General features: G+C 69.2%; 9 protein-coding genes. 6 read left to right on the forward strand and 3 right to left on the reverse strand.

Features of this window, described 5'->3' with window-relative positions; all coding sequences use genetic code 11:
* Window positions 1-38 precede the first annotated feature (38 nt).
* Window positions 39-2,375 (reverse strand): molybdopterin-dependent oxidoreductase, encoded by a 2,337-nt coding sequence (locus tag JGU66_17515; GenBank protein MBJ6762572.1) that lies wholly within the window; start codon window positions 2,373-2,375, stop codon window positions 39-41.
* Between the two features lie 87 nt (window positions 2,376-2,462).
* Here JGU66_17515 and JGU66_17520 point away from each other — a divergent pair, with 87 nt between their 5' ends.
* Together JGU66_17520 and JGU66_17525 are read left to right on the forward strand one after the other, a co-directional pair.
* The gene (locus JGU66_17520) at window positions 2,463-4,142 is read left to right on the forward strand and encodes a fatty acyl-AMP ligase (GenBank protein ID MBJ6762573.1); all 1,680 of its coding nucleotides are present in this window, start codon (window positions 2,463-2,465) and stop codon (window positions 4,140-4,142) included.
* A 24-nt stretch (window positions 4,143-4,166) separates the two neighbouring features.
* Window positions 4,167-4,421 carry an acyl carrier protein gene (locus JGU66_17525; protein MBJ6762574.1) on the forward strand — a complete coding sequence of 85 codons (255 nt, stop codon included), beginning with the start codon at window positions 4,167-4,169 and terminating at the stop codon, window positions 4,419-4,421.
* Between the two features lie 14 nt (window positions 4,422-4,435).
* Here JGU66_17525 and JGU66_17530 read toward each other — a convergent pair whose 3' ends face one another.
* Window positions 4,436-6,028 carry an AarF/ABC1/UbiB kinase family protein gene (locus JGU66_17530; GenBank protein ID MBJ6762575.1) on the reverse strand — a complete coding sequence of 531 codons (1,593 nt, stop codon included), beginning with the start codon at window positions 6,026-6,028 and terminating at the stop codon, window positions 4,436-4,438.
* A gap of 119 nt (window positions 6,029-6,147) precedes the next feature.
* Between JGU66_17530 and JGU66_17535 the strand changes: the two genes are divergently transcribed.
* The 3 genes from JGU66_17535 to JGU66_17545 are packed head-to-tail and all read left to right on the forward strand — an operon-like array spanning window position 6,148 to window position 10,891.
* Entirely contained in the window at window positions 6,148-7,719 is a 1,572-nt protein-coding gene (locus tag JGU66_17535; GenBank protein ID MBJ6762576.1) for an AarF/ABC1/UbiB kinase family protein, read from the forward strand.
* Complete coding sequence (locus JGU66_17540; protein MBJ6762577.1) at window positions 7,716-8,726, forward strand: hypothetical protein; 1,011 nt, start codon at window positions 7,716-7,718, stop codon at window positions 8,724-8,726. Before JGU66_17535 ends, JGU66_17540 begins: the two co-directional genes overlap by 4 nt.
* A gap of 41 nt (window positions 8,727-8,767) precedes the next feature.
* Entirely contained in the window at window positions 8,768-10,891 is a 2,124-nt protein-coding gene (locus tag JGU66_17545) for a GMC family oxidoreductase (protein MBJ6762578.1), read from the forward strand.
* A 51-nt stretch (window positions 10,892-10,942) separates the two neighbouring features.
* Here JGU66_17545 and JGU66_17550 read toward each other — a convergent pair whose 3' ends face one another.
* Window positions 10,943-12,295, reverse strand: coding sequence for a cytochrome P450 (locus tag JGU66_17550; protein ID MBJ6762579.1), 1,353 nt, complete (start codon window positions 12,293-12,295; stop codon window positions 10,943-10,945).
* 116 nt (window positions 12,296-12,411) lie between these two features.
* Here JGU66_17550 and JGU66_17555 point away from each other — a divergent pair, with 116 nt between their 5' ends.
* Window positions 12,412-14,766 (forward strand): patatin-like phospholipase family protein, encoded by a 2,355-nt coding sequence (locus tag JGU66_17555; protein ID MBJ6762580.1) that lies wholly within the window; start codon window positions 12,412-12,414, stop codon window positions 14,764-14,766.
* Window positions 14,767-14,814 lie beyond the last annotated feature (48 nt).

A 14,814-nucleotide genomic window follows, 5' to 3' on the forward strand; every position in this document is an offset into this window, starting at 1 on the left:
GGGCACTCGGCCGTGTCCTCCCCACGTCAGGCGTGGGGTCATCCTGTCGCGGAGACCGCTGCCTCCGCCGCGACCACCGTCACGGGCACGCCCGAGAACGCGATGGTCCCCGACAGCGCGTCCACGCGCGCGTCGTCTGTCAAATCGTTGAGGCTCACGCCAGGATGGGTGACGGCCGGCATTCCGGGCGCGGCATCCCCCGCGTGTTGCCCAAAGCCATGCGGCAGGCTCACCACGCCAGGCATGATGGCGTCCGTCACCTCCAGCGGCGCCGTGACGCGGCCCACGCGGGAGCACACCGCCACCGGCTGTCCATCCTGAAGCGACAGCCGACGCGCGTCCTCGGGGTGCATCAGCAGCGTGCAGGTGTCCGGCCCCTTGGTGAGCCGCGGCACGTGGTGCATCCAGGAGTTGTTCGTGCGCAGCTGCCGCCGGCCAATGAGCACCAGCGCTGGAGCCGCGGCCTTCACGCCCTGCGACGTGAATCGCTCTTCCAGCCGATCCAGGTCCGCCACCAGGAGCGGCGGCGCCAGTTGCAGGCGCTTGCCCCGCGTGTACAGCCGCCCCGGCAGACACGGCTCCAGCGGCCCCAGGTCCACGGCATGGGGCTGTTCGCGCAGGGCCGCCAGCGACAGCCCGCGCCCCAGCGGCGACCGTCGCCCATAGGGCCCGATCCGCAGGAACAGATCGATGAGCCGCGTGGGCGTGAGCCAGCGCAAGAGCTTGCCGCGCAGCACGCCGAGCCACCCGATGGGACCGCCGCGCAGCGCGTCCAGGCGGATGGCGAGGTCGAGGTAGATCTCCCAGTCGTGCCGGGCCTCCGGCCCCGCGGGGACCATGGGCGGGCAGTAGCGCGTGGTGTTGCGCACCGACATCATGTGCATCGCCACGTCGTAGTGGTCTCGCTCCAGCGCGAAGGTGGGCGGCAACACGAAGTGCGCGTGCCGGGCCGTCTCGTTCACGTAGAAGTCGATGGCCACCATGAAGTCGATCCCATCCAGGGCACGCGCCAGTCGTCCACCATTGGGCGCGGTCAGCACGGGGTTGCCCGCCGCGCACACCATCGCGCGGATCCGCCCCTCGCCCGGCGTGTCGAGCTCCTCAGCCAACGTGGCCACGGGCAGCTCTCCGGTGAACGCGGGCAGCCCGCGCACGCGGCTGGTCCAGCCCCCCAGCTCGCCCTGCTGCCCCATCCACTTGCCCACCGCCACGGTGTCCACCGCGGGCCGCGTGAACGCGGCGCCTCCCGGCCTGTCCAGATTGCCGGTCAGCACGTTGATGGAGTTGATGAGCCAACAGTTCAGCGTCCCGAACTCCTGGGTGCACACGCCCAGCCGCCCATAGACGACCGCGGTGGGCGCCGCCGCGAGGTCGAGCGCGAGCGCGCGGATGTCCTCGGCGGCAATCCCCACCCGCGCCGCCACCCGCTCGGGGCTGTAGGGCGCGGCGACTTCACGAAGCACCTCGACCCCGTCCGTGAAGTCCGCCAGGCGGCCCAGCGCCACCTTGCCCTCGTGAAACAGGGTCTGGATGAGCGCCAGCAGCAACAGCGGATCCGTCCCCGGACGGATGAAGTGATGGGTGTCCCCCAGCTCCGCGGTGCGCGTCCGTCGCGGGTCGATGACCACCACCCGCCCGCCTCGCTGCCGCAGCGCCTTGAGCCGGCGGGTCATGTCCGGCGCCGTCATCAGGCTGCCATTGGACACCGCGGGATTGCCGCCCAGCACCACGAGCAGGTCGGTGCGATCCAGGTCCGGCACGGGCATCAACAACTGGTGCCCGAACATCTGGAACGCGGTGAGCAGGTGCGGCAGGTGATCCATGGACGCGGTGGAGAAGCGCGACCGCGACCCCAGGCTCCGCGTGAACTCCATGGCCATGAGCAGCGCGCCGTGATTGTGCACGTGCGGATTGCCTTGGTAGTACGCCACGCTGTCCGCGCCGTGCTCCCGGCGCACGGCGTGCAGTCTCTCCGCCACCTCGTCGAGCGCCTCGTCCCAGCCCACGGGCTCCCAGCGAGAGCCCACCCGTCGCAGCGGCTGGCGCAGCCGGAGCGGATCCTCATGGATGTCCTTGAGCGCGACGGCCTTCGGGCACACGTACCCACGACTGAGCGGATCGTCTGGATCTCCACGAATGTCAGTAATCAAACCCTCTTCACACTTCAAGGCGATGCCACACATGGCCTCGCACAAGGGACAAGTGCGGAAGTGGGTCTTCGCCACGTCGGAACGCCTCCCAGCGCATACATCCCGAAGACAGACGAGCGGCAGGGGTAACACGTCAATCCCAACCAAGTCCAGCCACGAACCCTCGACACAACCCAGAGCAATGGGACTGCCCGCTTTCGCACAAACGCCTGCCCAGCAGTGCATTGACAAGGTTCACCGCGAGTCTCTAGAGCAGACATTCGCATTTCCTTCGCAATCCATCACGCAAGAACTCGCGGGAGGAGTGAAGCGATGCACGCACAGGAATGGCCGTCTCACCGAACGCTCGCGGAGGCCATCGAGCGCGTGGGGGTGCTGCATCCCGAGAATGGCTTCACGTTCCAGGACCTCGAGGGCCACGAGACGTTCGTGGCGTTCCCGGAGCTGGAGCGCCGCACCGCGCGCCTGGCGGCGGGACTTCAGCGGCTCGGGCTGGAGCGAGGGGATCGCCTGGGCCTGCTCATCATCCTGCCCGAGGACTTCATCCTGACGTTCCTCGCGGCGCTGCGCCTGGGGGTGATCCCCGTGCCGGTGTATCCGCCCATGTACCTGAGCAACCTGGAGGACTACGCCCGGACCACCACCACCATCCTCAAGGCCGCGGGCACGCGCTTCCTCGTCGCTTCGGATGAGCTCCTGGGCCCGCTGGAGGCCTTCCTCGAGTGGCTCCCCGAGCTGCAGGGCCACGTGGTCGGCTGCCACACGCTGCAAGGCGTCGAGTCACCGCCGCGCTTCCCCGACATCCAGCCCGATGACGTGGCGTTCCTTCAGTACACGTCAGGCTCGACGTCCGCGCCCAAGGGCGTCGTCGTCACGCACCGCGCGCTGCTGGGGAACATCCGCGGCTTCATGGGGCACGGCCTCCAGATGGTGCCCGGCGTGGACAAGGGCGTGAGCTGGCTGCCGCTGTACCACGACATGGGGCTGGTCGGCTTCGTGCTCGGCCCTGTCGTCTGGGGCGTGTCCGTGGTGTTCATCCCCACGCTGCGCTTCGTGCGCAACGCCTCGGTGTGGCTGGACACCATTCACCGCCACCGCGGGACGGTCTCGTTCGGACCGAACTTCGCCTACGCGCTGGCGCTGCGGAAGTCCAAACCCACACAGATGGCCCAGTGGGACCTGTCTTGCATGAAGGCCTTCGGGTGCGGCGCGGAGCCCATCGCGCCGGGCACGCTGCGACAGTTCGCGCGCGTGCTGGGAGAGCACAGCCGGCTGTCCCCCCGCTCCTTGCTGCCTGCCTATGGACTCGCGGAGTCCACGCTGGCGGTCACCATGAAGCCGCTCGACGAGGAGTTCCGCACCCGTCGCGTGGACGCCGCGTTCCAACAGACAGGCCAGGCCCGCCTCGCCGAACCGGACGCGCCCGGGCTGGAGCACGTGTCCTGCGGGGTTCCCTTCCCGGAGCACGAGGTCGTCATCCTGGATCGCGAGGGACGACCGCTGCCCGACGGACAGGAGGGCGCCATCCATGTGCGCGGCCCCTCCGTCATGGCCGGCTACTTCCAGAACGAGGAGCAGTCACGCGAGGCGCTCAAGGCCGGGTGGTTGCACACCGGAGACCTGGGCTACTTCTGTGACGGCCACCTCTACGTCACCGGGCGCACCAAGGACCTCATCATCCTGAACGGGCGCAACCTGCACCCGCAGGTCATCGAGTGGGCCGTGTCCGAAGTGGAGGGCGTGCGCCGCGGCAACGTCGTGGCCTTCTCGCGCCCCGGCGATGAGGGCGAGGAGCTGGTCGTCGTGGCGGAGACGAACAGCTCGGATCGCGCGGGGCTCAGCGCGCAGATCGAATACGTCGTGCGGCTGTCCCAGAACGTGCGCCGCGCCGAGGTCGTGTGCATCGGCCCGGGAGGATTGCCCAAGACGTCCTCCGGAAAGGTGAAGCGCCACCAGGTCCGCGAGCTGTACCTGCGCAACCAGCTCCAGTAGCCGAAGCCGAGGAGGCAACACACCATGAGCGACGACGAAGTCCTCCGCCTCATCCAGGAGGCCCTGCGCAGCACCCTGCCGGAGCGCGAGAGCGAGTTCGGGCAGGTCACGCTCGACACGGACCTCCAGAGCCTCGGCATCGGCTCGCTGGCCTTCATGGAGACGGTGGGCTACCTGGAGGACCACCTGGCCACCACGTTCCGCGGGGCGGACATGGCCAAGGCCAGCAAGGTGCGCGACATCGCCACGCTGGTGCGGGCCACGGGGATCACGGTCTGAGCCACGACATGGGCTCAGCGACTCGCCAGGACCCAGGCAAGCCCGGCGAGCGCCACCGCGGCCGCGAGGGACAGCCCCATGGGCATCCCCCCGCCCCAGCCCCCCAGGGACAGGATCCCGAGCCCCAGGGCCGATACCGCGAGCGCGAGAGGCCGGACAGCGCCGCTCGCCCCGCGGCCCGAGGCGCGCTCGCGATGGACGTTCACGACGGCGTCACGCCGAGCGTCCGCGAGCAGCGCGCGCGCCTGCCCAGGCCAGGACAGGCCCTCCTGGACCGAGGCGGAGGCCACGCCCTTGTCGCCCACCAACCGCAACAGCCGCACCATGGGCGTGGGGCGAGTGCGCAGGAAGAACGCCTCCATCAAGGCGAGCAGATCCACGTGCTCCGGCACCCGCAGCGCCGTGGCGTCCAACAAGCCAATGGCCCGCCACACGAGGAGCTGATCCGGCTCCATGCGCACGTGGTAGCGCCGCTGGAGTTCGGTGATCTCCCCGATGGCGCTGCCCAGGTGTCGCTCCTCGGCGGGCGCGTCCGGGGACTTCGCCCGCGAGAACCAGCGGGACATGATGTCGGCGAAGTCGCGGTGGTAGCTGGCGACATCCGTCTCATCCGTGGGGACGGACAGCCGGTCATGCACCCGGGCGGCGCGCTCGAAGCGCCCCATGGCGATGGCCTCCATGTAGTCGCACAGCTCCTCGCGCCGCGTGCGCGTGAGCATCCCGTAGATGCCGAAGTCGATGAGGACTGGAGCGCCGTCCGGACGGATGAGCAGGTTCCCCGGATGCGGATCGCCGTGGAAGCGCCCCGTGGAGAAGAGCTGGAAGAGGCACGCATCGGCGATGCGCAGCACGGCGGCCTGCAGGTCCACCCCCGGCAGGAGTCGCTCGACCTCGTCGCGCTGCCCCGCGTCGTAGAGGTCGAAGACCTTCTGAAGGCTCACGCCTCGCACGAACTCCATCGTCAGCAGTCGCTGCGTGCTCAAGGCCCAGTCCACGCGCGGCACCATCAACCGGTCGCCCACGTCGTGGCGCACGGTCTCGGCGATGCGCGCCTCCGCGAAGAAGTCCAGCTCGCGCAAGGTGAAGAGGGAGAACTGCTCCAGCGTCTCCGTCACCGGGATGGCGCCCAGCAGCCGGTGCCGATCCACGAAGCGCGTCAGCGCGCGAAACAGCCGCATGTCCGAGCGGAAGGTGCGCTCCAGGTCGAACCGCTGGAGCTTCACCGCCACCACCTCCCCCGCGGCGGTGCGCGCGCGATGCACCTGGGCAATCGACGCGGAGCCCAGCGGCTCCATGTCGAACTCCGGGAAGACGTCCTCCAAGGCGCCGCCCAGCTCCTCCTCCACGCGCCGGCGAACAGCTTCGGGGGACATGGGCCGGGCACGCTCGAACAGCTTGCCCAGCTCGACGCAGGCCTCGCGGGGCAACAGGTCCATGCGCAACGAGAGGTACTGGCCCAGCTTCACGTATGTCAGGCCCATGCCCTCCAGCGAGCGCCGCAGCCCCACCGCGAGTTCCTGGGGAGAGCCTCGGCCCGTCGCGCGCAGCACCAACACGCGGAAGGCCTGCCGCACCACCAATCCCAGCAGGAGGAGAACCCGAGACACGTCGAGCCGGACGTCCGACCAGACGTCACCCCAGGCCCGACGCCCAGAGCGTGCATTCCGTGGTGTGTCAGGCATTGGACACCCCGCGCCTCCCCTCGCCCATCATGACAGGTTCGTGAATGTCCTTGCTCTCCCTCTTCCCGCTCAAGCGAAAGGACCCGGTCGCGGTCCGACAGGCATTGGAGGAGCTGGGGCCCACCTTCGTGAAGCTGGGGCAATTCCTGGCACTTCGGCCAGACCTCATTCCGCAGGCGTACTGCGATGAGCTGATGACCCTGTCGGACCGGGCCGCCCCGTTCCCGTGGGAGGTCGCGCGCCGCATCATCACCGAGGATCTGGGCCAGCCGCCCGAGGCGTGCTTCGCCTCCATCGACTCGCGCCCCATCGCCGCGGCCTCACTGGCCCAGGCCCACCTGGCGCGCACGCACGACGGCGCCTCGGTCATCGTGAAGGTGCAGCGCGAGGACATGCCGCGCCGGGTCCGCGAGGACTTGCGCCGGGTGCGGCTGCTCACGTCCATCCTGGAGGCCACGGGCGCGTCATTCGCCATCCCACCGCGCATGGTGCTGGAGGAGCTGGAGGGCTGGCTGCACCAGGAGTTGGATCTGCGCTTGGAGCTTCGGAACCTGGAGCGCATGTACGCGCTCGCGATGGACCACACCGAGTGGCGCATCCCGCGCCCCTTCCCCGAGCTGTCCGGCGAGCGCGTCGTGACCAGCGGGTACCTCGCGGGTGTGCCCTTCACCGAGCTGTTGCACGAGATCCGCCAAGGGCGGCCCGAGCGAATCCGCGACCTGGGGTTGGACCCGAACCGGCTCGCGCGGAACCTGCTCTGGGCGGTGCTGGCGCAGATCTTCCAGGACCGCCTCTTCCACGCGGACACGCACCCCGGCAACCTCATCGCGCTGCCCGGGAACCAGGTGGGCTTCGTCGACTTCGGGCTGGTCAGCACGCTCGACGACACCTTCCGCGCCGGCATGGCCCGCTACCTGACCGCCATCTACACCGGGCGCCAGGAGGCGATGTACCGAGCACTCACGGAGCTGCTCATCCCCAGCGATGACACGGACCTGGACGCCTTCCACGCGGACTTCGCCGAGGCCACGCGCGCGTGGATCAGCCAGCGCGACGGCATGGGCCGAGCCCCGGAGAGCGGCCGCTCTCCCGTTGGCCAGTACATGGTGGATGTCCTGTCCGCCGCGAGGCGCAACCACCTGCGCATCCCGCCCACGTTGCTGTCCATGTACCGCTCGCTGCTCACCGCCGAGACGGTGGCGAACCGCTTGGGCAGCCGCACCAACCTGCGAAGCGTGGGCAAGCGCTTCTTCGTCAAGCTGCAGCGCGCGGAGATGCGCGTGGTCCCGGACAAGGAGCAGGTCCAGCTCCTCCTGGCGGATGTCGTCGCGCTGCTGAAGGACGGCCCGGCGCAGCTTCACCAGCTCCTCGGCGACCTCGCGGACGAGCGGCTGTGGTTGCGGGTGCGGACCTCCACCTCGCTCAAGGATCGGCGCGAGGAGAACGGCCGAGCCCGGCTCGTCGTCCTGGCGTTGCTCCAGGTCGGGCTGTCGCTGCTGCTCGTGGGCGCGGAGCGACTGCCCTGGGTTGATCAATTTCCGGTGCGTGGAGGACTCGCCGCGCTGCTCGGGTTGAGCTGGGTGGTGCTCGCCGTGCAGTGGAGGCGCCTGCCATGAGTCGGCGCCCGGGGTTCGCCATCGCCGCCCTGTGGCAACCCGTGCTCGGGTTCTTCCAGGCCATGGTGAGCGGCACCCAGGCCCTGCTGCTGCTCGCCCTCCCCGGGTCGAGGCGTCGGCTGTCCTCGGGGAGCGATTCCTCCTCGCGGCGAGATGCGTCCCTGCGCCACACCGTCTGGAGGCTGCGTCGGGCCTATGACGACGTGGTGGGGCCGCACGGCATCGAGACGCTCGAGGAAGCGCTCGGCGTGCTGCGCACGCTCACCACGGACCTGGGGCCCGCGGTCCTGGTCTGGGTGGACTGCGTCGAGAGCCTGGTGCAGGACGCGGAGCGCCGGTATGGCCCGGGACCGGGCCAAGGCACCAAGAAGGCGCAGGACGTGAAGTCCGCCCTCATCCACCTGCTCATCGACGTGCCGCTCGTGCCCGGAGCGCCGGGCTTCCTGCAAGCGCTCATCGTCGAGACGGCCACGAACTGGGCCATCGACGCGGTGGTGATGCTGCTCAACCGCAACGAGATGTGGACCGCGGGCCAGGTGGTGGAGCTGAGCCTCCCTCGCCGCATCCTGCGCGTGCTCGCCGCGCCGCTGCGATGGCTGGACAAGGGCCTCTCCGCCGTGGCGCGCGCCTGGGTCCTGCGACGTGCGCCCTTGTCCCCCACGGCCGCGGCCATGGTGCTGAAGATCCAACGGGAGAAGATGCTGGAGCCGCAGGTGCTCACGCGCGGGCTGGGCGAGATGCTCCGCTGGGTGGGGACGAACCGCCAGCGACTCATCGGCTTCGTCGATCTGGTCTCCGTGGGCACGCGCGAGGCGGAGCGCTTCACCCGACTCTCCGGCCCGCAGAAGCGCGAGTACGCCACGGACCTCGTGACGATGTTCCTGGAGCAGGAGGGCCTGCTGCGAAACGCCCTCCTGGCGCCGACCATCCAGTGGCTCATTGGGATCGGCATCGATCTCATCGTCTTTCTCTTCAACAAGCGGAAGGTCTTCCAGCACACGACGTGACCACAGGTTCAGACGTGCCATCCGACGGATGGAGGTGCACGATGCTCGCGAAGCTGTTCGACAAACTGCTGTGGCTGTACTGGAAGGCCAACCGCCGCTTCCTGATCGCATTCTCCGTGGCCCTGCTGGGCGACGAGCCCGGCCCATTCCAACCCGATGGAAAAGCCATCGTGGACGCCATCGACAAGCTGCTGAAGACAGTCAGCCGGACTGTCTATGTGCAGCTCATCGCCACCGTGGCCACCATCCCGCTCGCGGTGCCGCCCATGCCCCTGCCCAGTGGCAGCATCGCGCGCGGCCTGGTGAAGCTCTGGTACGGCATCAAGAGCAACTTCATGCGCGCCTCGTTCCTCGCGAAGTCGAGGAAGCAGCGGGTCGAGTTCGTCGACGCCATGTTCCGCCGGCTCGTCCACGAGGCACCGGAGCAGGAGGACGACATGGTGAAGACCATCGTCACCCTCACCATCCTCAAGGGCGTCATCGGCGCGGCCTACCTCGACACGGACGCCATCTGGAAGGCCCTCGGCTACAAGCCCTATCAGCAACACGACTTCGCCCCGCCCTCCGGCCCGGACCTCGCCAATCCGCCCCTCACCGCCGCGGGCGAGCTGCTGATCCGCTCGCGCCGGACGCCCCAAGAGGTGGCGAAGAAGCCCGCGGGCAAGCGCACGTACTGCATCGTCGGCTCGGGGGCGGGAGGCTCCGTCGCGGCCCTGTCCATCCAGGAGCACGACCCCGAGGCCCGCATCATCCTCCTGGAGGGCGGCCCCCTGACGACCGGCAACGAGTTCTCCACGCGGCTGCTCGACGCCGTGGCGGTCAACTACATGAACGCAGCCATCACGCTGTCCGAGGACCAGATGTTCACGTTCCGCCAGGGACGTGGCGTGGGCGGCTCGACGCTGGTCAACAACTCGCTGGCGTTCCGCCCCGTGGGTTACTGGTGGGATCAGAACCTGGTCGCGCGCTGGGAGGCGCTGGGCGTCAAGCTGGACTGGCACGCGCTCAACAAGGCCTATGACGACTTGGAGAAGCTCATCCACGTCGCCCCCGTGGATGACCGCGTCGTCACGCGCGCGTCCCATGTGCTCCGGGACGGCTTCGAGAAGATTGGCCTCAAGGACAACATCGTCCGCGCGCCGCTGAACGTCGTGAAGTGCATCGGCTGCGGGCGCTGCAACCTCGGCTGCCAGTACGACGCCAAGCAGTCGATGATGGTGGAGATCCTCCCCACCTTCGTGCGCAACGGCGGGCTGCTCGTCCCCGACGCCAAGGTGGACTCCATCGAGTTCGAGGAGAAAGGACAGCTCCGCCACCACGTGAAGACCGTCACGGTCATCACCGAGTCCGGCGAGAAGGTGAAGATCGAAGCCGACCGCTTCATCCTCGCACCGGGAGCCTATGCCTCATCCAAGCTGCTCTGGCGCAGCGGCTTCACCGGCGTCGTCCCCGGCGTGCGCACGGTGGGCAAGCGCTTCAGCGTCAACCTGGGCACGGCCGTCATCGGCGTCTTCCCCCAGGAGCTGAACGCCTTCGCCGGGCAACAGGCGGGCTTCGCCATCGAGGTCCCCGAGGAGCGCATGGTCATCGAGACGGGCTTCGCCCCGCCCGCCGCAGTGGGGATGATGGCGCCGCAGTGGGGCAACGCGTTCAACCGCCTCATCTCGCGCAGCAACAACATGGTCGCGGCCATCCCCGTGCTCTCGAGCCTGACGTACGGGCAGATCAAGAAGAGCCTCCTGGGTGACAGCGGCTTCGCCATCGACTTCACGCTCATCGACGAGGATTGGCGCCGGCTGGCCACCGGAATGAAGCTCTCCGCCCAGGCGATGTTCGCCGTGGGTGCCGAGGAGGTCTTCAACCGCCGCTTCGACGCGCTCTCCATCCGGCGCCCCGAGGACATCGACATGTACCTGGCCGGGATGGGCGCGGCGGACTTCATCCCCGTCGAGTCGGCGCACATGCAAGGCGGCAACGTCATCGCGCCCAAGGACACGCTGGGCGTCGTGGACGAGCACCTCAAGGTCTACGGAACGGACAACCTGTGGATCTGCGATGCGAGCGTCATCCCCTCGCCCATCACCGTGAACATCGCGCTGACCGTGATGGCGCTCGCGCGCTACGCGGCGCCCTTCATTGTCCGGGACACCCAAGCGCAGGTCTGAGCGAGCGCCATGCGCACCGCCCTTCCCTCACGGCCTCCGCGGGCCCACGCCTCAGCTCGCCACCTGCGCCGCGACGGCGGGCTGGCGAGCGGGGACGCGCATCCCCTCCAGCCGCATCACGACGCCGCCCCGAGGCCCCACGGGCACGCTGCGCCGGACAGGGCGGACCGGAGCATCGGTCTCCAACCGCAGCGCGTAGCGACGCAGGATGGCCGCCAGGACGAGCTTCATCTCGTACATCGCGAACGCGACACCGATACACCGCCGAGCACCGCCCCCAAACGGCATGAACTCGAAGGGCGAGTAGGTGCGCGCGAGGAAGCGCTCGGGATTGAACGCCTCGGCCGAGGGAAAGGTGTCCTCTCGCATGTGCGCGAGCGCGGTGATGGCGCCCACGCCCATGCCCTCCGGTACCGTGTAGCCGCCCAGCACCAGCGGCTTGCGGAGCAGCCGGGTCACCTCCGGGATGATGGGATAGAGCCGGAGCGTCTCGCTGCACACCGCGTCCAGGTACGGCAGCGCGGCGATGGCATCGGGTGTCGCGTCGACCGACAGCGCGTCCAACTCCGCGAGCAAGCGCTCGCGAACCTCGGGCTGGCGGTGCACCCAGTACAGCGCCCACGACAGCGCGATGGCGGTGGTCTCGTGTCCCGCGGTCACCAGCGAGAGCAGCTCGTCGCGAACCTCCGGATCCGTGAGGCCCGTGCCGTCCTCGTGCCGCGCGGCGAGCAGCAAGCTGAGGATGTCCTCGCCCCCGGACGCCTTCCGTCGCTCGGCGATCTCCTCGTAGACCACGGCGTCCAGCTTCTGCAGCGCGCGCTGGAACCGGGCCCACGGACCGACTCCCCCGAAGTTCCGTCGCACCGCCTCGAACACGACGATGAGCGGATTGATGGTGCGATCCGTCTCCAGGATGGCCTCGCGCAACCGCTCGGAGCGCTCCAGGCTCGCGCCGAAGACCGCGCGGAGGATGATCTGGATCGAGACCTCCTGCATGGTCTCCCGAGCCACGAACGGATCGCCCGTGCGCCAGCGCTCGGCGCACGTGAGCGCGGCCTCCATCATCAGCATCCCGTACTTGTGCATCCGCGCGCCGTGCAGCGGTGGCATCAACAACCGGCGGCTGCGCTTGTGGCGCTGGCCGGTGACCAGGAAGATGGACGCGGGACCGAAGAGCGGCTCCACCGCCTTGCGGCCAAAGACCTCGAACGTGTCCGGGTCCGCGCTGAAGATGGCGCGAATGCCCTCGGGGCTCCCCGTCACCACCAGGGGGCCATACAGCGACGGATAGAGAAACGGGTCGCCGTACTTCTTCAAGCACTTGGAATAGTAGCCATAGGCATCCAGCGTGTAGTGCAGCGTGGCCAGGGTGGCGGACCTTGGCCCCGGGGGAAGTTGCGCCATGGTGACAATCCCTTTCGTCGCCAATGGCAGGCATTGCCTCCCGCCGGTGGCCTCGCGAGCACGCTAGAGGCGCGCTGCGAGCCATTCAACCCAAGGACTCGCGCGGGAGCGCATCCATGAACAATCCAACACTCAACGCCTCGCGCGACGAAGCCTTGCGCGATGACTTGCGCCTCACGCGCTTCCCCTCGCTGCGCGAGGCGCTCCTCACCGTGGCGGAGACGGACACGCTCAGCGAGGGCCTGGAGCGCATCGCCTTCGCCCCAGGCAGCCACCTGGGAGACGACGCGCAGAGCGCGGGACTCCACGTGCTGCTCTCGGGCGAAGCGGTCTACCTGGAGGTCGCGGCGGCGGACGGCTATCGCGTGCAGCAGCGCCTGCTCCCCGGGATGGCCTGGGGCGAGGAGAACCTCACCGGCGAGCCCTGGTCGCTGGGCGGAGCCCCGAAGGTCCTCGTCCCCACCACGGTGCTTCGCATCCGCCGCGAAGCGTACGCGCGCATGGTGGCGCGAGTGCCCGCGCTCGAAGCGGCCGTGTTGGATCTCCGCGCCCTGCGTCGCCAGCGCGTCTTCGCGCTCGCGTCCACGCGGCGAAGTGGCCCCGCCCACGGAGCGGCGGAGTACTGGGCGGAGCGGATGGACAACGCCGTGGTGAGGGCCTGCCCCGAGGGCGAGGAGCTCGTGGGTCGCGGCGGGAGCCTCACGGGCCGAGGCTGGTACATCGTCCTCGCCGGCACGCTGCGCGCCTGGTGGGGACCGGGAGTCCAGCCCCCCGACCCACCTCACCTCCTCCATCCCGCTCCGCCCCCTGAGTCCGCCGAGCAGACCACCGAGCTGACCCGCGGCGCGGTCTTCTGGGCCGAGCCCGGGGACGTTCCCCCAGGAGCCCCGGTCCGCCTCTCCGTGATGCACCCCACGCGCCTCGCCTTCCTCCCCAGCGTGGGGAGCACGGCCGAGCCCTTCCCGGGCTCGCTGCATCCCATCCCCGTCACGCTCGGGAGGCGCCCGGGAGTCCATCCCCCCACGCGCGCGCGAGGAGACGTGGTGTTGCTCCAGAGCGACATCCCCGACGCGCCCCTGGCCACACTGACCGCGCTGCTGGCGGACACCGTGGCCACGCAGCATCACGACCGCGTGCTGCACCTCACGCTCGTGCCTCCGGGAACAGCGCCACGAGCGCCACTCTCACGCGCGACCGCGATCTCCGGACAGGTCGTCCACCTGCGCGCCCAGGTCGCGGATGGCCACGAGGCCGCACGGGTGCTTCGGCAGGTCCGCGAGGAGCACCCCGCGATGTTCGATCTCATCTTCGTGGATGCATCAGCGCTGGGCGCACAGGCCCCCGCGGAGCTGGGGCCCGCCGTCACGCGGCTCGTGTACCTCTCACGTCGCCCGGGAGCGGTGCGCACGCCACCGGAACTCTCGGGAGCCACGGTGGTGCTGGCCGCGCTCCTGGATGGCACCCCCATCCTCGGACTCCCTCCCGGGACGCTCCGCTTGAAGCTCGACCTCGCGGGGCTCACGTCACGCCATCTGACAGGCGTCGCGCGGTTCGACGAACTGGACGCCACGCAGCAAGCGACGTTCTGCCGTTGGGGCCGAGCGCTCACGGGGCGAAGGGTCGGCATCGCGCTCGGCGGTGGCGCGGGCTGGTGCTACGCGCACGTCACGCTGCTGCGGCGCATCCGCGCCATGGGCATCCCCATCGACATCCTGGCGGGCACGAGCATGGGGTCGATGATGGCGGCCTTCTACTGCGTGGAGGGCGTGGACGGACTCGAACACGCCTTGGAGAGCGCGGGCCGCCTCGACCGCGCCACGATGCTGGGTTTCTTCACGGGTTCGGCCATCAGCCGCTACATGGACTCGGAGCTGGGGCCCCACGAGCTTCAGTCCCTGGAGATTCCTCTCCTCACGGTCTCCACCAACGTGTCCAACGGCACGATGCTCGTCTGCCGCAAGGGACCGCTGGGCATGGCCGTGCGACTGAGCGCGAGCTTCCCCCTTCGCTATCCCCCCACGATGATCAACGGCTTGCGCCACGTCGATGGCGCCTTCGTGAACAACATCCCGTGCAGCCTCCTCGTGGGCGAGGGCGTGGGCCTCAACATCGGCGCGAACGTCATCCCCATGCCCATGATCCTCCCGCCCCAGCACCCCTGGATCCCGGGAGCGTTCGGCAGATTCCTCGCGGGGCTCAACCCCATCGCCCGCACGCGCGACCTCATCCGCGGCCTCTTCATCCTGCTCAACCAGGGGGCGCGCGCGGAGACGGCCATGGCGGACCTCGTCTACACCTCGGATGACATCTCCATCCCCCCCTGGTCCATCAAGCGGGCCCGGGAGATCGCCGCCCTCGCGGAGCCCAGCGTGGAGAAGTTCGCCGAGCAACTGCATCGCGAATGGCAGCACTTCTCTCGGGAACTGCGGCCTTTTGAACGACCTGCCCTCCCGGACGATGGCAGTGCCTGACATTGGCTCAAACCCGAGGCATTCCTTTCCCCCGTCACCTCCGAGGCT

Source organism: Myxococcaceae bacterium JPH2 (genome assembly GCA_016458225.1).
Lineage (GTDB): Bacteria > Myxococcota > Myxococcia > Myxococcales > Myxococcaceae > Citreicoccus.

What these genes read in the sequence shown, in the direction of transcription:
- JGU66_17550 (MBJ6762579.1), bottom strand. Translation starts at nt 12,295, where the DNA reads ATGGCGCAACTTCCCCCGGGGCCAAGGTCCGCCACCCTGGCCACGCTG.
- JGU66_17545 (MBJ6762578.1), top strand. Translation starts at nt 8,768, where the DNA reads ATGCTCGCGAAGCTGTTCGACAAACTGCTGTGGCTGTACTGGAAGGCC.
- JGU66_17525 (MBJ6762574.1), top strand. Translation starts at nt 4,167, where the DNA reads ATGAGCGACGACGAAGTCCTCCGCCTCATCCAGGAGGCCCTGCGCAGC.
- JGU66_17555 (MBJ6762580.1), top strand. Translation starts at nt 12,412, where the DNA reads ATGAACAATCCAACACTCAACGCCTCGCGCGACGAAGCCTTGCGCGAT.
- JGU66_17515 (MBJ6762572.1), bottom strand. Translation starts at nt 2,375, where the DNA reads ATGCACTGCTGGGCAGGCGTTTGTGCGAAAGCGGGCAGTCCCATTGCT.
- JGU66_17535 (MBJ6762576.1), top strand. Translation starts at nt 6,148, where the DNA reads ATGTCCTTGCTCTCCCTCTTCCCGCTCAAGCGAAAGGACCCGGTCGCG.
- JGU66_17520 (MBJ6762573.1), top strand. Translation starts at nt 2,463, where the DNA reads ATGCACGCACAGGAATGGCCGTCTCACCGAACGCTCGCGGAGGCCATC.
- JGU66_17540 (MBJ6762577.1), top strand. Translation starts at nt 7,716, where the DNA reads ATGAGTCGGCGCCCGGGGTTCGCCATCGCCGCCCTGTGGCAACCCGTG.